The 18880-nt window shown below is 39.2% G+C and carries 22 protein-coding genes and 1 riboswitch; of the genes, 9 read left to right on the top strand and 13 right to left on the bottom strand.

Going from position 1 to position 18880, the window contains the following annotated elements; genetic code table 11:
- Positions 1-41 precede the first annotated feature (41 nt).
- Positions 42-539, bottom strand: coding sequence for a tetratricopeptide repeat protein (locus tag SB717_RS17860; RefSeq protein ID WP_410904347.1), 498 nt, complete (start codon positions 537-539; stop codon positions 42-44).
- Between the two features lie 173 nt (positions 540-712).
- Between SB717_RS17860 and SB717_RS17855 the strand changes: the two genes are divergently transcribed.
- On the top strand, positions 713-799 hold the full coding sequence (locus tag SB717_RS17855) for a YjcZ family sporulation protein (RefSeq protein ID WP_016765201.1): 87 nt from the start codon (positions 713-715) through the stop codon (positions 797-799).
- Between the two features lie 189 nt (positions 800-988).
- Here the strand turns inward: SB717_RS17855 and SB717_RS17850 are convergent, their stop codons facing one another.
- From SB717_RS17850 to SB717_RS17835, 4 genes are all read right to left on the bottom strand, one after another.
- Positions 989-1069: a YjcZ family sporulation protein gene (locus SB717_RS17850; RefSeq protein ID WP_016765202.1), complete on the bottom strand. Its 81-nt coding sequence runs from the start codon at positions 1067-1069 to the stop codon at positions 989-991.
- A gap of 327 nt (positions 1070-1396) precedes the next feature.
- Positions 1397-2716 (bottom strand): TrkH family potassium uptake protein, encoded by a 1320-nt coding sequence (locus SB717_RS17845; RefSeq protein ID WP_410904346.1) that lies wholly within the window; start codon positions 2714-2716, stop codon positions 1397-1399.
- Between the two features lie 3 nt (positions 2717-2719).
- Positions 2720-3379, bottom strand: a complete 660-nt coding sequence (locus tag SB717_RS17840; protein WP_028415014.1) for a potassium channel family protein — start codon at positions 3377-3379, stop codon at positions 2720-2722.
- Positions 3380-3503: 124 nt separating this feature from the next.
- Positions 3504-3648, bottom strand: a riboswitch (cyclic di-AMP (ydaO/yuaA leader).
- A gap of 115 nt (positions 3649-3763) precedes the next feature.
- Positions 3764-4222 carry a carboxymuconolactone decarboxylase family protein gene (locus SB717_RS17835; RefSeq protein WP_410904345.1) on the bottom strand — a complete coding sequence of 153 codons (459 nt, stop codon included), beginning with the start codon at positions 4220-4222 and terminating at the stop codon, positions 3764-3766.
- Between the two features lie 120 nt (positions 4223-4342).
- Here SB717_RS17835 and SB717_RS17830 point away from each other — a divergent pair, with 120 nt between their 5' ends.
- A complete protein-coding gene (locus SB717_RS17830) occupies positions 4343-4798 on the top strand; it encodes an Lrp/AsnC family transcriptional regulator (RefSeq protein ID WP_410904344.1) in 456 nt (151 codons plus the stop codon).
- 288 nt (positions 4799-5086) lie between these two features.
- Here the strand turns inward: SB717_RS17830 and SB717_RS17825 are convergent, their stop codons facing one another.
- Positions 5087-5989 carry a peptidyl-prolyl cis-trans isomerase gene (locus SB717_RS17825; protein ID WP_410904343.1) on the bottom strand — a complete coding sequence of 301 codons (903 nt, stop codon included), beginning with the start codon at positions 5987-5989 and terminating at the stop codon, positions 5087-5089.
- Entirely contained in the window at positions 5986-7260 is a 1275-nt protein-coding gene (locus SB717_RS17820; RefSeq protein WP_410904342.1) for a S1C family serine protease, read from the bottom strand. Before SB717_RS17820 ends, SB717_RS17825 begins: the two co-directional genes overlap by 4 nt.
- Before the next feature lie 222 nt (positions 7261-7482).
- On the opposite strand from SB717_RS17820, the gene SB717_RS17815 reads away from it, so the two are divergent.
- Together SB717_RS17815 and SB717_RS17810 are read left to right on the top strand one after the other, a co-directional pair.
- The gene (locus tag SB717_RS17815) at positions 7483-8154 is read left to right on the top strand and encodes a response regulator transcription factor (RefSeq protein WP_410904341.1); all 672 of its coding nucleotides are present in this window, start codon (positions 7483-7485) and stop codon (positions 8152-8154) included.
- Positions 8151-9500: a sensor histidine kinase gene (locus SB717_RS17810; RefSeq protein ID WP_410904340.1), complete on the top strand. Its 1350-nt coding sequence runs from the start codon at positions 8151-8153 to the stop codon at positions 9498-9500. The genes SB717_RS17815 and SB717_RS17810 overlap by 4 nt, the downstream gene beginning before the upstream one ends.
- Before the next feature lie 35 nt (positions 9501-9535).
- On the opposite strand, the gene cuyA is transcribed toward SB717_RS17810, so the two are convergent.
- Complete coding sequence (gene cuyA, locus SB717_RS17805) at positions 9536-10528, bottom strand: D-cysteate sulfo-lyase (RefSeq protein WP_074676937.1); 993 nt, start codon at positions 10526-10528, stop codon at positions 9536-9538.
- 150 nt (positions 10529-10678) lie between these two features.
- On the opposite strand from cuyA, the gene SB717_RS17800 reads away from it, so the two are divergent.
- The 3 genes from SB717_RS17800 (at position 10679) to SB717_RS17790 (ending at position 12891) form a co-directional block, all read left to right on the top strand.
- Positions 10679-11197 (top strand): acyl-CoA thioesterase, encoded by a 519-nt coding sequence (locus tag SB717_RS17800; protein ID WP_074676939.1) that lies wholly within the window; start codon positions 10679-10681, stop codon positions 11195-11197.
- A 75-nt stretch (positions 11198-11272) separates the two neighbouring features.
- A complete protein-coding gene (locus tag SB717_RS17795) occupies positions 11273-11953 on the top strand; it encodes a GntR family transcriptional regulator (RefSeq protein WP_410904339.1) in 681 nt (226 codons plus the stop codon).
- A complete protein-coding gene (locus SB717_RS17790) occupies positions 11950-12891 on the top strand; it encodes a DMT family transporter (protein ID WP_410904338.1) in 942 nt (313 codons plus the stop codon). Before SB717_RS17795 ends, SB717_RS17790 begins: the two co-directional genes overlap by 4 nt.
- A 41-nt stretch (positions 12892-12932) precedes the next feature.
- Here the strand turns inward: SB717_RS17790 and SB717_RS17785 are convergent, their stop codons facing one another.
- The 3 genes from SB717_RS17785 to SB717_RS17775 form a co-directional block, all read right to left on the bottom strand.
- Positions 12933-13511, bottom strand: coding sequence for a suppressor of fused domain protein (locus SB717_RS17785; RefSeq protein WP_013084584.1), 579 nt, complete (start codon positions 13509-13511; stop codon positions 12933-12935).
- 224 nt (positions 13512-13735) lie between these two features.
- Positions 13736-14836, bottom strand: a complete 1101-nt coding sequence (locus tag SB717_RS17780; protein WP_098621115.1) for a M24 family metallopeptidase — start codon at positions 14834-14836, stop codon at positions 13736-13738.
- A gap of 75 nt (positions 14837-14911) precedes the next feature.
- A complete protein-coding gene (locus SB717_RS17775) occupies positions 14912-15586 on the bottom strand; it encodes a hypothetical protein (protein WP_071271495.1) in 675 nt (224 codons plus the stop codon).
- Between the two features lie 312 nt (positions 15587-15898).
- On the opposite strand from SB717_RS17775, the gene SB717_RS17770 reads away from it, so the two are divergent.
- Positions 15899-16855 (top strand): LCP family protein, encoded by a 957-nt coding sequence (locus tag SB717_RS17770; protein ID WP_372491350.1) that lies wholly within the window; start codon positions 15899-15901, stop codon positions 16853-16855.
- A 222-nt stretch (positions 16856-17077) separates the two neighbouring features.
- Positions 17078-17446, top strand: coding sequence for a cupin (locus tag SB717_RS17765; protein WP_234483765.1), 369 nt, complete (start codon positions 17078-17080; stop codon positions 17444-17446).
- Positions 17447-17470: 24 nt separating this feature from the next.
- On the opposite strand, the gene SB717_RS17760 is transcribed toward SB717_RS17765, so the two are convergent.
- Both SB717_RS17760 and SB717_RS17755 read right to left on the bottom strand, forming a co-directional pair.
- Positions 17471-17992, bottom strand: coding sequence for an NAD(P)H-dependent oxidoreductase (locus SB717_RS17760; RefSeq protein ID WP_098621116.1), 522 nt, complete (start codon positions 17990-17992; stop codon positions 17471-17473).
- Between the two features lie 140 nt (positions 17993-18132).
- A complete protein-coding gene (locus tag SB717_RS17755) occupies positions 18133-18879 on the bottom strand; it encodes a YwaF family protein (protein ID WP_410904337.1) in 747 nt (248 codons plus the stop codon).
- Between the last annotated feature and the right edge of the window lies 1 nt (position 18880).

Here is an 18880-nt window from a genome sequence, read left to right as displayed (position 1 = left end):
ATACGTTTCCTGAAAACCAAAAATAAAACAGGACTTTTGATTCATCGTCCTGTTTGGAGCATGTTTTCGACTTTTTTAATGTCCGCGTGCGTAGGATTAATTCCCCGAGCATAGGCGATTTGTTCTTTCGCTTTTTCCATTTCTTTTAATTGAATATAGGTTTTGGCGAGTTCGAGCGGCAGCATAATCCCTTCAAAACCAAGATCTTGCGCCTTCTGCAAATAAGACAGCGATTTTTCGTAATTCCCTCCAAACATAAGCGGAGTTTCCCGGTATTTTATTCCTCGAACGAAGTGCGCCAAGCTTGAAGATGGATTTAATGTTAATGCCTGATGAAGAGCCCGGTCCATTTCTAAGTTTAATACCATTTTTTCAAAGATAATTGATTCTTCGATTTGCTTTGCTAAACAAACCGCTAAGTAACAGTACAAATCAGATGCTTGAGGTTTTTTCTTCATTTCTTGTTGAATTTCCCGTTTGATCTCTTTCCACTTTCCCTCTTCTAGCTGATTCATGACGTATTGTTCATGTATTCCCACCTGTTTGCCCTCCTTTTATTCCTATCATAAAGGATTTTTACGAAAATGAAAAAAGTAAGTGTTCTTCATTCTTCTCAAAAGATCGTTACTGTTAAAAAATAGGTAAATTTCTCAATCACTTAACCCAATTAGTACATAGGATATAGAGACTTTTATTAAAGGAGGTTACACATATGGGCGCAAAAGGCGGTTTTGGTTTTTCATTTATCGTTGTTTTATTTATTCTATTAGTAATCGTAGGGTGTTCTTGCTACTATTAATTTCTAGAGAGGATGAACATTATTCATCCTCTCCTATTTCAAAAAAAACCATGCTTTCGCATGGTTACATACCGATTAGATGAATGAGTAGAGGAACTCATTGTTCGGCAATATTGAAGAAATTTTTGGTTTTTACTTCCGCCTAGTATGCCCTTTTTTACGGGGGCTATGCGCAAATAAAGTTAACGTTTAAAAGCGAAAGCCAGACGCACCTACAATAACAAGTAAAACAAATAACACAACGATTAACGCAAAATTTTGTTTTCCCACGTACCATCCCTCACTTCCTGTTATCTGCTTTTAGTGTATGCAACAGCTTGGCAAAATGTTTAGGACAGGGGTGCAGATTTTTTCAACGAGAAAAACCTTCAAATTTCGCCAAAAAAAGTGAATCATATTTTTGTTTCTTTCGTTATATATAGTAAGAGATTTTTTTACTATAAAAAAGGGGGGCCTTTAATGCGCCGACATTCCAAATTGCCCATTGTTCTTGTCTTTGCCTTCTTTTTATTCATCGCAACTGTTTTGTGCGTAACCTCTTATATGTCTTGAACGTATAAATAATATAAAAAAATCGCCTCATAGAAGGCGATTTTTCTATCCTAGCATTATATCCTCGTTTGGATAACGAACGGCTTCACGCTTTTGTTTAGATAATGAAAACGCAAGCGTTAATGGCCCCACTTTACCTAAAAACATGATAAAGATAATAATCACGCGTCCAAAGTAAGAAAGTTCAGGAGTCGCTCCCATCGATAAACCTACTGTTCCAAACGCAGAAACAACTTCAAACATAATTTTTACAAACGGCAGGTTTTCCGAAATATTCAACAGAAAGATGGCCCCAAACACAAACATAATTGAAATCATCGTAATGGCTAGGGCCTTAAACACATGAAGAGGAAGAAGGCGTCTCTTTAATAGCACAATATCTTCCCTGCTTCGTAAAAATGCCCATACAGAAAAGACAATCACCACAAACGTCGTGAGTTTGATACCGCCTCCTGTTGACGCACTTCCTGCACCAATAAACATTAACAAAACCATTAAAAAGACCGTTGCGTCATGCAGGTGAGCTAAATCAATCGTATTAAAGCCAGCGGTTCTTGTTGTTACCGCTTGAAAATAAGAAGCCCATACTTTGTCTCCTAATGATAAACTTCCGAGTGTATGCGAATTGCTGTACTCTAAGAAAAAAATAAAAAGCATGGCAATCATGTTAATGGCGAAAGTGCTGATAATCATAATTTTTGAATGTAGCGTTAGTTTTTTATACGATTTTTTCACCCACATATCAGCAAGTACTGTAAACCCTAACCCACCAATGATGAACAAAAAAGAAATCGTTATGTTAATAATAGGATCTCCTACATACTGAACTAAGTTATCAGACAGTAGTCCAAACCCTGCGTTATTAAAAGCCGAAATTGAATGAAACAAGCTAAAGAACAGCCCCTTAGACCATCCGAATTCCGGAACCCAGCGTATCGCTAAAAAAATAAGTGCAATAAACTCAATTAAAAATGAAAAGATGAACAGCCTTTTAACTAGCAGGACAACTCCGCCGACGCTCGTTTGATTTAATGCTTGCTGAACGAGCATACGCTCTTTAAATCCAATTTTTTTACCTAGCATCATAAAAATCAGCACGGCAAATGACATAATGCCAAGACCGCCTATTTGAATTAACAGCATAATAATGGTTTGACCAATGACGGTAAAACGCGTACCTGTATCTACGACGGCTAAGCCGGTCACTGTCATAGCGGAAGTAGACGTAAAAAGGGCGTCTACCCAACGGATTGGCTCATTAGTAGAAAAAGGCATCATCAATAGAAGAGCACCGATAATAATTCCTCCGCCAAAAATGGAGACAAGCAGCTGCGGAGGGGTGAGTTTAATGATTTGTTTTTTCATAAGTTAAACTCCTTCTTCTTCAAAACGGTTCAAATCGCGATTATGTCCGATAACAATAAGCATATCTCCTTGTTCAATTATTTCATGCGCGGTAGGCGAAATCACCATTTCCCCGTCTTTTCGCTGAAAGCCGATAATGTTGCAGCCGTACTTGGCGCGGATATTTAAATCAAACAGCGTTTTATTATGAAGTTTTTTAGAGGCGACAATTTCGACAATACTATAATCCTTTGACAGTTCAATGTAATCAATGATTTTTTCTGACACCACGTGATGAGCAATCCGCTTAGCAATATCCCGCTCAGGGTGGATAACTTTGTCCGCTCCTATTTTCTCCAGCACCTTTTGATGATACATATTCACCGCTTTTACCCATACTTGCTTAACGCCCATATCTTTTAAAAGCATCGTTGCAAGAACGCTTGCTTCGATATCATCCCCAAACGAAATAAGAGCATGATCGACATTGCGAATACCTAGCCCTTTTAAGCTAGCTTCATCAATCGCGTTTGCCTGCACAACATATGTAGCTGAGTTGCTATATTTCTTTACTACCTCCTGATTGCGGTCAATAGCGAGCACATCCACATCCAGGTTAGCAAACTCTTCAACCAAACTTCCTCCAAAACGACCTAATCCCAATACAGCAAACTGTTTTTTCATAATGTATTTATTCCTTTCTTCAACTGCTGTGTGTTCTCTTAGCTTATACTTTTTCTAAAAAATTACATCTTTTTCTTAAAAAAAGCGCAAAAAAACACAGGAAGGCTCCTGTGTTTTTTCACACTCTTCCCCCTCAAAACGCTTGCGAAGTTAGCTGTCGGGTTCGGGTTTTAAGAGTAACCCTACCTTTTTAAGGATTCACCCCGGAGCACAATATGTGCGTAAATAATGGGTCCTCCGCTCCGTAATGGATTAAGCGATTTTTATTTAAATGTCTATGATCTATTTTTTAGAATAATGGATTCGATTCATGATACGTTTCACTTCACGAAAGCTATCTTACTCCTGTCGATTTTGTCTGTCAAGATATTTTTAAGAATGACATCACTTGCCCTGTAAGCTGCAAAAATCATATAAATCTAAACTGACAATGAGTTTGTGAAATTGATCAAACAAATTAATAACAGCCAAAAGCTCTAACAGCTGTGTATCACTGTAAAATTTCTTTAATTGATTCATATCAGCATCCGTCAAATCCCTTGGACTCACCCGGTACACATCAATGAATCGAAACAGCAGTCGATCTTTTTCTTCAATTTCTTCTTCTCTTAATACTTTTTGATTAAGCGTCTTATCACCTACATATGACATGCTCAAACACGTCTCACAGCCATTCACACCCGCTAGATAAAGCCTGATTTTTTCCTTTGTTTCCCTTTTTACTATATCGCTGTTCCAAAGCTTGTCGTATAGCTCATCATACAACCTTTTTACATGTGGAATTAAATTCAGTGCTTTTTCAAAATTTGTTCCCTCTTCGTTTGTTAACAAAACTCTTGCCATTTTTCACTCACTCCTTTTTAATTATTATAGTAAGAAAAATGGAGATTTTAGATAACATATAAAACATATTATCTTCTATTACTAATCAAATGAAATGTTAATAAGAAAGAAGGTTTTCAATTGAAAATTGATGAAATTGACTTATCGATTTTGCAGGCGCTGCAGCAAAACAGCCGTCTTTCCTTACGAGAGCTAGGAAAACAAATTAACCTGTCTCCTCCTTCAGTAGCAGAGCGAGTAAGGCAGCTAGAGAGCTTTGGTGTTATAAAAGGATATACAATCGATATTGATTATGAAAAGCTGCAGTTGCCCGTGTCGTGTTTTATTGAAGTAACCATGAAAAACGGAGAGCACGAGCGTTTTAAACGATTTATTTCTCAGTATCCCTATGCTTTATTCTGTGAACGTATCGCCGGGCAAGCCTGCTTCATTACAAAGCTTCAGCTTCCTCACCTGCACGTACTCGAACAATTTATTAATGAAATCACACCCTATGCCAAAACGATTTCACACATCGCCCTTTCCCATGTAGAGATGTCTTCTACATTATTGAGTCATATAAAAGATGAAAAGTGATTGAAACATATGTTCACCATACTAACGAAAAAATCCGAACGATTCATCGTTCGGATCTTCTTTCCACTAAACTACTTTTGTCCCAGCCTCTTTTATTCATCCAACAGCATAAAAAATAACCCTCCAAAACTGGAGGGTATAAATTTTCCGAATAATGAAAGTTTTACAACTTCATTTTATCAGGTGCCGACATTTCTGTCTACTTAAAAATGTAAAAGAACTCTCTATTAATAGAGAGCTCTTTTACCTGCTTGTTTTTTGAAAACAATCAATCTATATAAAAGGGAACTACCTAAGATTAAAAGTCACATGAAACCTTGGCAGTTCATCCTGGCTATACCGGTTGATATGATTCAAAACAAGTTCTTTCATCATTTCTTCTTTGGCTTCTGATTCCGTTTTTTTATCTTTTTGTTTTAAAATAAGAAGATAATAGACTTTACCCATTTTAATAGGCTCACTACTCTCTCCTATGTGCTGTTTTTTTAAAACATCTATAAAAGAGGGAGATAGACTTGAAAGCTTTAGATTATCATCATTCTCTATTTTGCTGATTATCTGAACATCAGCATATTTTTTTTGAACGTCTTGAAGCGATGTTCCCTTTTGCAGTTCAGCGGCAACAGCATCGGCATCATGTAAAGTGGAGAAAGCCAGCCGCGTAAAAGATACGCGCGTCAGATCGTTTTCAATACGTTTATAATAAGCAGTTAGTTCATCAGACGTAATTTGTTTACGGAAATATTCTTCTAATTTAAATTGATTCGTTAGCTGGCTGGTTACATCACTAGAACGAATATTTAACACTTCATAACCTTGTTTTCTTGTATCCTCGTCATATGAGCGTTTAATTTGCTTCCACATATCCTCGACTTGTTTTTGTACTTTATCGCTTGTCTTTAGATGCGAAATTAAAATTTTTTGCATAACAAGCTGCCGCAATAACTCTTTGCGGTAGCTTGTATCATTTAGCGGAGCATCCGGATTTAAGAACCCTTCAACGGCTAAAAAACGGTTGAATTCAGCTCCTGTCACCTTGCCTCCCTCATACGCTGCCAGTTCTTTGGCAGAAGATAGCTGACTAATTTCTACAGAAGGAAACATCGTGTTTGAATGCTTCCCTCCGCAGCCGGTTAAACATCCGAACGCTGTTAATACTGCTAGCAGCAGCTTTAACGGTGTTGAACTCATCCATTGTTATCCTGCTGCTCTGAAAGCTTCAGAGAAATGGTTTGTTTTTTTCCATTTCGGTACACGTCTAATTTTACCGTGTCTCCTACTTTGCGTTTTGTATATAGATATTGACGTAAATCACTGGATGTTTTGACTTCATTTCCATCGATGGCAACAATCACGTCTTTTGATTGTAAACCTGCATCAGAAGCAGAAGAGAACGGTTCAACCGTCGTTACGACAACTCCTTCAGATGTATCGCTTGTTAGGCCTAGCTGATCTTGTTTTGTTGCAGCTGAAAGCTGACCTACATCTTGAAGACCTACCCCCATATATGGACGCGTTATTTTTCCGTTTTTCATCAGCTGTTCAATCGTCGGCTGCACCTCATCACTTGGAAGAGCAAAGCCGATGCCTTCTACATTGTCTTCTGAAATTTTCATACTGTTGATGCCGACTACTTCACCGGAAGAATTGATAAGTGCACCGCCGCTGTTTCCGGGATTAATCGCCGCATCCGTTTGAATGGCGTCTACGTTCCAATTCTCTGAAATAGGGACAGAGCGTTTTGCTGCGCTCACGATACCTTGTGTGACCGTACGAGAAAATTGTTCACCAAGAGGATTTCCGATTGCAAGCACTGTTTCACCCGCTACTAAATCCGATGATTTTCCGAATTTCGCCACTTGTTCAACATTTTTATCGGACATTTCAAGCACCGCTAAATCCGTTAGCGCATCAGCTCCGACAATTTTAGCTTTTTCTTTTTGTCCGTTTGAAAGTGACACTTCTACTTCGCTTGCGCCGTCAATAACGTGGTTATTGGTCACAACGTATGCTTTTCCATTTTCTTTTTTGAAAATAACACCGGAACCCGTTCCTGCTTCTTGCGTTTGGGTATCTCCAGAAAATGGATTTGTTTGCTGCTGGATGTTGTTCACACCTACAACAGCGGCTGATACTTTATTTACAACTGAAACAAGATCTGACTGATTCACGGTTGTGCTTACTGTTCGAGGCGTTGTGCTCGTTGTTGTTGCCGTTTGAGTCTGCGTTGTTTGATTCGCTGTTTGCGTATCAGCTGAATCCATTAACCCTAGCTGCGGAGCGCCGTATAGCACAATTCCTCCCCCTAGCACTGCTCCGGCGATAGAAGATGCGATCACTGGAAATAAGCGTCTTTTTGGAGGCTGTGACGACGATGAAGGCTGATACTGATCATAGCGCTGCTGGCGGTTTTCATATTCTTCTTTTCGTTCTTCCTCTCTTTCATAATCACGTGGATCCATGAAAAACACTCCTTTTAACGTAGCAAATTTTATGTTATCTATACTATAAAATAAAAGTTTGGGATAAGTATCAAAACAATGTGTGAAATTGTGAAAAATTTCTTTATAACAGCAAACACGTAGTATAATAGCGGGTACATAAACCTTTAAAGAAACGCGCATAGATGGCGCAATATGCTTTATTTACCTTAATTTTCATATATTCAGAGGAAGGTGTCAAATTTGAGCTTTACACTATATTTAGTAGAGGATGAACAAAATTTAAACGAAGTTTTAACCCTTTATCTTCAAAAAGAAGGCTGGGACGTTCGCTCATTTTTTAACGGCACGGACGCAAAAGAAATGATTGCAACTCCTCCGCACCTGTGGATTTTAGATATTATGCTACCTGACATTGATGGGTATCAGCTTATTCGCGAAATCAAGCAGCAAACGCCACAGGTGCCTGTTATTTTCATTTCAGCACGCGATGCCGATATTGACCGAGTTCTTGGACTTGAAATGGGCAGCGACGACTATTTATCAAAACCCTTTTTGCCGCGTGAACTAGTTATTCGGACAAACAAACTGCTAAACCGCGTATACGGTTCCAATCAAAAGAAAACCGATACCATTACGCTGACTCCTTATGAAATCGATTTACATACGCGTACCGTCAGTGAAAATGGAAAACCGATTGATTTGACGTCTAAAGAATTTGATTTTCTTGTCACTATCTCAAAAGACCTTGGACAGGCTTTTTCACGGGAGCAGCTGCTGAATCTCATTTGGGGAGAAGATTATTTCGGCACAGACCGAGTGGTGGATGATTTAGTAAGGCGCGTGCGTAAAAAAATGCCGCAAGCACGAATTGAAACGATTTACGGATACGGATACCGGATGATGAAAGCATGAAAAACAAGTCGCTTGCATTTCAAATTTGGCTCGTCATCTCCGGTATTTTACTGCTTATTTCAATTTTGCTCGCTATTTTATTCCCAACGACGCTCAGGCAGTTCTTCACGAATGAAATTTATACCACTATTGAAAATGAACAGCATATTTTAAAAGAATACGGCCTGCCAAGCCGCTCAGGTGAATACTACTTTAGCAATGAAGATAGTGAACCAACACTTGGCAATCGAACCGTGGATCATATTTTATTGCCTGAACATGCGGATATCTCTTATTTTTCATCACGGGTGTTGCCTCAAGACTTTTTGAGAAAAGCACAGGAAGATGCAATCAGTCAGCGAAAAATCGTCGCTCGCTATGAAAAAGATCTCGGCAACCGGACGCTTTTTTATGTAATTCGAAAAGTAAGCGTAAACGGACAGCCTGCTTTTTTGCTTTCATTTTCGTGGGATACGTACCGAAATGCGCTCACTTCTACTCTGTTCAAACAGCTGCTTCTTGTAATTTCAATTGTATTTCTATTCAGCTGGCTTCCATCTATTTGGCTATCAAGATATTTAAGCAAGCCGCTTGTATCGCTTGAAAAAGATGTAAAAAAAATTGCCGAACAAAATTGGCATGAGCCTGTTACAGTGAACCGTTCCGATGAAATTGGCAAGCTAGGCGCCTCGATCGAGCAAATGCGCAAAAGGCTCGTATCTAAAGATGAAGCACAGCAAACGCTGCTTCAAAATATTTCACATGATTTAAAAACACCGGTTATGGTCATTCAAAGCTACGCTCAGTCGATTCAAGACGGCATTTATCCAAAAGGTGATTTATCTCAAACGGTAAAAGTTATTGAAGATGAATCCAAAAATCTCGAGAAAAAAATCCGCGATTTGCTTTATTTAACCAAGCTTGACTATATGTCCACTCATCAGCTTGCACAAGATACCTTTGATTTTACTGCACTTCTTCATGAAGTAGTGGATCGCTTGCGGTGGAGGCGTCCTGAAATACAGTGGGAATTTGACGACGCAAACGCAACAATTAAAGGAGACAAAGAACTGTGGACAAAAGTCCTTGAAAATGTACTCGACAATCAGCTGCGCTATGCTGATACCAAGGTTTCACTTTCAATTTCTAAACACCAAACGAACGTTCAATGTACAATCAGCAACGATGGCCCGCCAATTGATCAAAGCGTGCTTGAACACTTATTTGAACCGTTTAAAAAAGGAGAAAACGGTGAATTCGGTATTGGTTTAAGCATCGTAAAACGTATTGTTACGATGCACGATGCAGCAATTACGGCTGAAAACACAGAGACCGGAGTGACGTTTTCACTTACTATTCCTATATAAACTAAAAAAGAAAGGGAGTCGAATCCCTTTCTTTTTTATGAAAAAATCGATGTATACGCATAAAGAGCCGGTGAGCCCCCGGAGTGGATGAACACCACATTCTCATCTTTTTTAAAATAACCCTTTCGAATTAAATCAATCAGGCCGGCCATTGCTTTTCCCGTATACACAGGATCCAATAAAATTCCTTCCGTACCGGCCACAAGTTTGACTGCTTCCACCATCTCTTCTGTTGGAACAGCATAGCCTGGACCTACATATTCATCCATACAAACAATATCTTCTTTTTTAAAAGGCGTTTTGCTATGTAAATGATCATAAAGTTCGCTCGTTAGCTTGGCAACTTTCATTTCTTGCTCTTCTTTAGCACGACTCACATTCATTCCAATAACAGACACGTCACTTTGAAGACTTTGAAAGCCTGCCACTAACCCTGCATGCATGCCTCCGCTTCCGCTTGTGCAAACTACGTGACTAAGTTTTATTTGCTGCTCATAGCTTTGCATAAGCACCTCTTGTGCGCAGGCAGCGTAGCCTGTTGCACCGATAACATTTGAACCTCCTACTGGGATTAGGTATGGCTTATGACCTTTTTCACTTAGCTCGCCCGCTACTTTTTCCATTTCCGCTGTCAAATCCGAACCTTCAGCGACAAACCGCATGTCATGAGCGCCTAATAAATGATAAAGAAAATAGTTCCCCGTCGGCTGATCGCTTGCTTTATTTTCCCCTTCTTCTAATACGAGCACACATTTCATTTGTTCTTTTACAGCAGCAGCGAGCGTCAAACGACAGTGATTGGATTGTATCGCACCGCACGTTACAAGCACGTCTGCTCCTTGCGCTTTTGCATCAGCTACTAGATATTCAAGCTTACGCGTCTTATTTCCGCCCCCTGTCAGTCCAAGCATATCATCGCGCTTCATATAAATTGAAGGTCCATTTAACTGCTTTGATAAAACCGATAGCTTTTCTAAAGGTGTAGCGGAATCCGTATATTTTCTTCTAGAAAATTGCGTTAAGTTCATACTCTCATCCCCTCTTTCGTATTTGCTCTATTTTACCATATAGAAGCTTTTGAAGAGCTTTTTACGAAAGGGCTTTCTATAACTTGTATACATAAGAACAAGTAGTCAACATACATTAAACCATATAAACAGTTTGAAGGAGTGTTTTCAATGAGTGAAAAAGCAGTACTTTGCAGCGTCTCACGAGTAGTCAAATCACAGCACATTTTTCCAAATGACCTGAACAATCACCACACCCTTTTTGGCGGAAAAATTGTCGCTGATATGGACATGACGGCTTCTCTTTCAGCAGCTAAACATTCCAGAAAGTCGTGTGTTACAGCTTCCATTGATCACGTTGACTTTATCGAGCCCGTCACCGAAGAAGATTTTATTTCATATGAAGCATTCGTTGTTGTTACAGGAAAAAGCTCCATGATTATTTTTGTTAAAGTGATTGCCGAAAATTTGTTAACTGGCATTAAACGTATTGCTGCAACTTCTTTTCTCACCTTTGTTGCAATAGAAAATGGAAAACCTGCCCCCGTTCCTCAAGTTATTGCTCAAACCGAAGAAGAAAAAAGCCTTCAAAAAGTAGCTCTTGAACGAAAAGAGTCTAAAAAAACGCAGGTTGAGCACAGCAAAGCGATTGCGAGCATCTTATCTAAGTCTTTGCGCAGCAGTAATTAAGCTCTTCATCTAAAAAGCAGCTGTCTGCTTTTTAGACGAAGTTTTTTTAGTTTTCACATTGTTATTTAATGTAATATGCGATATATTGGTTTTATGAAAAATAACATTCAACCTCTCAAACGACTTTCTTTAAGAGAAGAAGTCTATCAAACACTTAAACGCAATATTGTCATGCTTGAATTTCAGCCGGAACAAAAGCTTCAGGATAAAGAACTGGCTGAGCAATTTGGAGTTAGCCGCACTCCTGTTCGAGAAGCATTAAAAAGGCTCGAAGATGAAGGCCTTGTACAAACGACACCTGGCTCTTCTACAAAAGTGGCTCCATTAAACCTTGAGGAGGCAAAACAATCTTTTATTGTCGTCGCAGCTCTTCATGCACTTGCTGCTAAGCTGGCCTGTACTTCGTTACAAGAAGAAGATATGGGCGAACTAATCAAATACAATCAATCTCTAGAACATGCAATCAAAACAAGAAATGTACTTGAAGCGATCGAAGCGGATGAAGCATTTCATTCTGTTTTTTTAAACCGGGCGAATAATGTAGAGCTAGAACGTGTTGTAAAACAAACAAGCGCCAAAATTCAACGTCTGGAAATCGCTCGTTTTTCTTCTCTTGGTAGTCTTGCTTCCGTTGATCAGCACAAAGAAATCATACACGCTTGCGGTCAAAAAGATGCCGCCCTGACATCACAGCTTGTCGAAACAAACTGGCTCACATTAGGTGAAGCGTTGACAAATGAGGAGGAATCAACGTGAAGCCTCTTTTATTAGGCATCGCTGCATCATTCTTTTTTGCTTTTACATTCGTTTTAAATCGAGCAATGGATTTATCTGGAGGCAGCTGGGCGTGGAGCGCATCTCTGCGCTATTTTTTTATGGTACCTCTTTTGCTTGTGCTTGTTTATTTTTGGGGTGGTATCAAACCTGTGATGGCAGAAATAAAAGCCCAGCCGCAAAAATGGCTGCTTTGGAGCACGGTCGGATTTGGTTTATTTTACGCTCCTCTTTGTTTTGCTTCAGCCTACGGCCCCGGCTGGCTTATTGCAGGAACTTGGCAAATTACGATTTTATCGGGGTCTCTCCTAGCTCCTTTGTTTTACAAGGAAGGAAAAAAGAGAGGAGCCATTCCTTTTAAACAGCTAGGTTTTTCGTTTATTATTTTAATAGGCGTTGTGCTCATGCAGCTTGAGCATGCGACTGAACTGTCGGCCGCTACTGCCTTGCTTTGTACCATTCCCATTTTGATTGCCTCTTTTGCGTACCCGCTTGGCAACCGTAAAATGATGGAGGTGTCGTCACTTAATACGTTTCAGCGCGTGCTTGGAATGACGCTTTCAAGCCTGCCGTTTTGGATTATTCTTTCTGTCTATGCCTACGTCACCGATGGACTGCCAAAAACAACTCAGATGTATCAAAGCAGTTTAGTTGCTTTACTTTCAGGAGTATGTGCAACGGTTTTATTTTTTGCAGCAACTGACCTTGTTAAAAAAGATTCTCACAAGTTAGGTGCAGTTGAAGCTACACAATCGATGGAAGTGTTATTTGCCCTGCTAGGAGAGGTCTTCCTTCTCTCAAGTCCTTTGCCATCGTTTCTTTCTTGGGTTGGAATGGGAGTTATCGTAGCAGGCATGGTGCTTCACAGCTACCAAACGAGTCATAAAAAAGCTATACCGCAAAAAGAATTGACCTACTAATCAATAACAAAAAAGAGCGTCTCAGTCGGCGCTCTTTTTGTTTATACAACAGATCTTCTTTCTAAATTGAAGACATTTACCTGCTCAGCATCAAAGCGGCTTAGCAACGAATCTACTCCGTACTCAAGTGCAAAAGCACGTTCATTTTCTGAAATCGGAACGGCCTGCAGGAACGTTACTTTTTTATCAGATAGTTCAATCGTTGAAAAATTATCCCATAAAAACGGCGGAATCAGCAAAATGTGCTGCATATGAAAGCTGTCATCAAGGACTGCAATAACGTCTTTATAAATAGCTCCTGGGAAGATGGAGACATGAGATTTCATCATATGGAAAATACAGTTTGCTAAAATAGCAGAATAAATACCGAATTCCTCATGACAAGCCCCAACGATTTCAATTCGAAGCGGGATCCCTCCAACCGTATAGCCTGTCGGACATTGATGTCCACCGAGCGTTGCATACGCGGTTACGTCTTGACGCGGATGATTTTCACACGCCACAACGTGAATACCATGCTTTTTTCGTTCATCTGAATAATCTTCAATTCGGTCCTTTTGACCAAATACATCTATTGCTTTATGTATAATTAATTCTTCATCTTTTGTAAAATTACTCATAAAAAACCTCCTTGCTTGCGACCTTAAAAAGTCCCCTACTGTACAGCATATACTACCGCACTCGCTTACGATATAGTTTTTAGAAAATGTGATAGAAATGTTATCGTTTCGTAACATACTATGAAATTGTCTCAAGAAGCAAACAAGAAACCTTAACCAATTTTTTCTTTTTCCATAAAAAAATAGAACCTGCACCATGGCAGCCTCTATTTTTTATGACATTATTATGAAATAATTTGTAATTCTTTTGGGTACTTCGTTAACGTTTCGTATCCATCTTTTGTAATGATTACATCATCTTCAATACGCACGCCTCCAAGTCCTGGAATATAGATACCCGGTTCAATCGTATACACCATGCCTTCTTGAAGCACATCATCATTGTTGCGGCTCATTGAAGGAAACTCATGCACGCTGATACCAAGGCCATGACCAAGACGATGCAAGAAATACTCTCCATACCCTGCTTCTGTAATAATATTACGTGCTACCATGTCCAAGTCGCCAATGCGAGTGCCGGGCTTGGAAGCTTCAAGAGCTGCCTGCTCCGCGCGCTTTACCGTTTCATAAATTTCTTTTTGCTTATCATTAATCGACTTGTAAGCCACTGTACGCGTAATATCTGAACAGTATCCATCTAGCACTACGCCTAAATCGAACAGAACCATATCTCCTGGCTTTAACGTACGAAGACCTGGGTTCCCGTGCGCTTCTCCAGTTTTTTCACCAAATAAAACCATCGTTGAAAACGACATCTCACGAATTCCTTTTCGCTTTAGCTCGTATTCAATTTTAGCCAGAACATCCATTTCCGTAACGCCTTCTTTTAAGGCAGCTACGCCTACTTCCACGCCAAAATCAGCTAATGCAGCTGCCTTTTGCAGAATCTCAACTTCACGCTCATCTTTAATTAAACGCAGCTGATTTAATTTCTCTTCTGCTCCGACTAGCTCAGCATTTGGATATAAATTAAGCAGTTCTTCAGCTCTCGCATACAGCAGCTGCTCTTTCTCTACAGCGACCTTTTTCACATCTATTACGTTTCGTTTATGTAAAGCTTCTTTAATAAGTTCCCAAGGATTTTGATGATCTTCATATCCAATCACATCAAATTTCCAGCCGGCTTCTTTTGCTTGACCCACTTCCATTGATGGACAAACAAGCATCGGCTCCGCTTCATTAAATAAAAATAAACCAAGCAGACGCTCATGCGGATCCGTGTGAAATCCAGTTAAATAAAATACGTTTTCAGTTGACGAAATAAAGGCCGTTTCTACATTCTTTTCCTTCAGCCATGATACGACTTTTTGCAAACGTGCTTCCATTAAAAAAACCCCTTTCATTGTACAATATTGCTATTATAACATAGTTATTTAGCAATATTGTACAATGAATAGAGGTTAAGACAAAGCCGCGTGAAGAGTAGTAAGCTGCTCTTTAATCGCTTTTCGCTGAATACTTACTTTCATCAGCCAGCCATTTTCTCCGTATCTATAAATAAATTCGTACGTACCTTTAGGAAAATATTCTTTTACCAGCATGTCTCGGTTTTCAACAAATCCCGGATCGCCAATAAAATAGTTACCTTCTTCAAGCGGAAGCTCATGAACTTTTTTTTCTAGCTGCTTCTCTTCATCTTCGTCATCATCTATCACAATGTGCAGACCACTTTCATCACGCACAACGTCAAATTCACCGTTTTGTTCAAGCTCAAGCACCGGCACCACTTGTCCATTTACCGTTAGCAGCTGCTTGGTTCCTTCAAGGACCTGGGACCAATGATCATCGTATAAAGTAGACGAATAAAAAATATAGCCCTGGGACTTATATAATAAAAGCAGCTGTTCAAAATGATTTTTCACTTGTTCTTTATCAAACAGAATAACAAAATGCTTTCGATAGAAAAAACTTGTAAAAGGCAGAATAGACGATTGATTAAGCTCTTTAATTATTTCAGCACTATCCTTACCTGAAATAATAGCTCCGGTCAATTCCCCTGCGCCATAAGGTTTCCAATGACTTAACGCCGCTTCTGGAATCAGCACAAGGTTCGAAGATGACACATATATACTCATTCGCTTCACTCCTTTTTTCTACATTTAGACCTATATTTGATTCTCAAAAAACAGAGACTTTTATCATATTCCATTCTTAAAAGACAGAACTTTTCCCCTAACTATGATAGATTATAACAAACATCCTTGAAAAAAATAACCTTTATTTCCTCTTTCTTCTATTTGTACCCTTCTCTTATTTTAGCTGTCTGCGCAGATTTACTAGTGAACGTACTTGCTAATCTAATTCCTTAGTGTTAATTTTATTATGTCGTTTTATAATTTTTTGCATAATTGGTTTCAAACAAAAAAGTATTAATATTTTTGAATGCGATGGTGAGACATTTGGAAGAACGTACAGAACGCAAACAACATAAAAGAAAAAAGCAAAGAAAAAAGAAACGCTTTAGAAAGCTACTTCTTTTCTTTCTCATTCTTGTAATCGCCGCTGGTGCATATGTGTATTATCAATACCAACAAGGGTTAGCAGAAGCAGACGGAGCTTTTGGGAAAGATGGACAGTTTAATTTTAATGGTGCAAGTGCCAATTTAGATAGCATGAATGTGCTGCTTCTTGGAATTGACTCTCGAGGTGAAGAACATTCGCGTGCCGATACAATCATGATTGCTCATTATGACAAAGACAGCAATCAGCCTAAAATTGTTTCTTTGATGCGTGATTCATATGTGGATATTCCTGGACATGGGAAAAACAAATTAAATTCAGCCTATGCATTTGGCGGGCCCGAATTAATGCGTAAGACAATTAAAGAAAATTTCGGCGTAGATGTAAACTATTATGCCGTTGTTGATTTTAAAGGTTTTTCTAAAGTTGCCGATACGATTGCCCCTGAGGGAATTACGGTTACCGTGCCGCACGAAATGTCATCAGGAATTGGCATGACGCTAAAACCAGGAAAACAAACTCTTCACGGAGATAAATTACTAGGATACGTGCGATTCCGACATGATAGCCAAAGTGATTTCGGGCGCGTGAAGCGTCAACAAGAAGTGATCGGTAAATTAATGGATGAAGCTCTTCAAGTAAAGACGCTGGCGAAAGCTCCTAAGCTATGGGGAGTCGTTGATCCATATGTGGATACAAATATTCCGCCAAAAACATTTATCGTGATAGGAAAAGATTTTTTAGTTGGAAATCAACCAGATTTAAAATCTCTTCGTCTACCGGTTGAAGGTTCCTATTCGAATGAACGAATATCCGGTATTGGTGCTGTTTTAAGCATTGACCTTGAAGAAAACAAACAAGCATTACAGTCATTTTTAAATTAGGAAAAGGTGTCCATTAGAGGACACCTTTTTTTATACTATTCAAAAAAACTTCTGTTTTTCCTCCCTATCCTTCAAAAAATTTTCAGCTTCGACAAAAAATGGAGATGAAATGGAGCTGTTTTCTAAGAAACAGCTGCTTACTTCGAGTTCTATTTTTTCTCCTGTATGCGTATATGAAAAGAGAAGGACTTCTTTTTTATATTTTTTAGCCAAGGAGATGAAATGATGAAATTATATGGTTTTCAATCTGAAGAAGAGCGTTCCTTTCTTCATTCTACCTATAAAGTAAACCCATTACTCTCTCATACTGGAGATGTCAAAATCAGCTTTTTATCTTTTCAAGAAAATGATTATACACCTCGTCAAGAAGCTACGATTCCACAGCTTCTTTTAGTCGTTCATGGGGAAGGCTGGGTAGCTGGCGATAACGGACTGAAAATTTATATCAAACAAGGTGAATCAGCATTTTGGAGAGCCGGGGAATCGTTTGAAGTCGGGAGTCTAACGGCTATGACGGGATTGCTAATTGAAGGATTAGATATTGCTCCTCAAAAGCTGCTTACTTCTTTTTCACGAACAAATGTAAATTAAAAAGCCGCTGTGACGCGGCTTTTTTTATTGTCTTAATAATTGAGCGTAGTTTTCTGCACTATCTTGAATGACTTTTTCGCTCAGTTCACCGCCTGCTCCTTGAAATAAAAACGGAGTTTGGAACTTCATGCCTGTTAAATTTGCCGTAGCCTGAAACGGAAGAAGCAGATTATTCATTGGATAACGGTTGTAGCCGCCTTCTTGATAAGCTTCTGCAGGTCCTCCTGTCGAAGTAGCTATGATAAACTCTTTTCCATGAAGTTTAGTGCCTTTGCTTCCATAAGCCCAGCCGTATGTTAAGACAACATCTTGCCACTCTTTTAAGAGTGCTGGTGAGCTGTACCAGTAAAATGGAAATTGAAACACAATGCGATCGAATTGAACAACTAACTCCTGCTCTTTTTCTACATCAATTTTAAAGTCAGGATAGTTTGCGTATAAATCATGAACGTGTACATTCTCTTCTTTCTTTAACCGCTCTGCCCACGCTTTATTAATGCGAGAAGATGCTAAATTTGGATGCGCTAAAATAACCAGTGTTTTCATTTTGATACTCTCCTTCTAATATCTATGCTTGCTTTTTTCTTTTCTATTTTTTACGTTTGCCTCTCACAGCTTGTTCAGTCATTCTTTCCTTTTCCTTCAGGAAATCCAAGTTCGTTTACACTTATAAACTACCAGTATTATCATTCTGCTTCAATAAAATTGACTTTACTTTTATCACCTTTACTTTTTTTATGTACCCAAAACGGCAGATAAAGGACAAGAAAGCTAAGAATCATGATTCCTTCAATCGATACTAAATACCAAGGGTGAGGTCCAAGAGCATCCAGCAAGGAAGCGTGCTCTGGCTTTTTCATCATGTATAAATAATTCGCACCGAGTAAACGGTTCATAACATAGATAAAACCTCCGTACAGATTAACAAATACTACGCTTACCCATAAAGAACGAAAGGCTGGCTCATATCTGCAGGCAGCAATTAGCATACAGCAAGCAAGTACCACACCGCCATGCGATACATAGAACTGTACATAGCGAAACTGGGCATACGCATAGCCGCCAAGGTCTGGGGTAATCATCGCTTGAACAGAGCTGCTGATTCCTGCGAAGTACACAAAATCGAAAAGAAACTTGCTTTTGGTTATCAGCACAACAGCAGCCAGCAGCACGACTATATCACTGAGCTGAAGAGGCAAGGAAGTTTCAACGGACCACTGATGACATCCGATTTCCCAAGCATGGTAGGCCGTTTCTGAAGCAATTAGAACGAATGAAAGCAAAACGAATACAAACCTCTTTTTTCGCAGCTGCTTTCGACATAAAAAAATAAATGCTCCTATGATTACGATAATGGCTAAAGTTACAAGATGTTCAACTGAAAAAAGCTGAAAAGAATGTTGCACAGGATGACACGTAAAAAATGAATTCATA

The sequence above is a fragment of the Priestia sp. SIMBA_032 genome (assembly GCF_046535215.1).
Classification (GTDB): Bacteria; Bacillota; Bacilli; order Bacillales; family Bacillaceae_H; genus Priestia; species Priestia aryabhattai.
The sequence above is the reverse complement of the archived record's forward strand: the minus strand, read 5'-3'. Positions and strand labels throughout refer to the sequence as shown.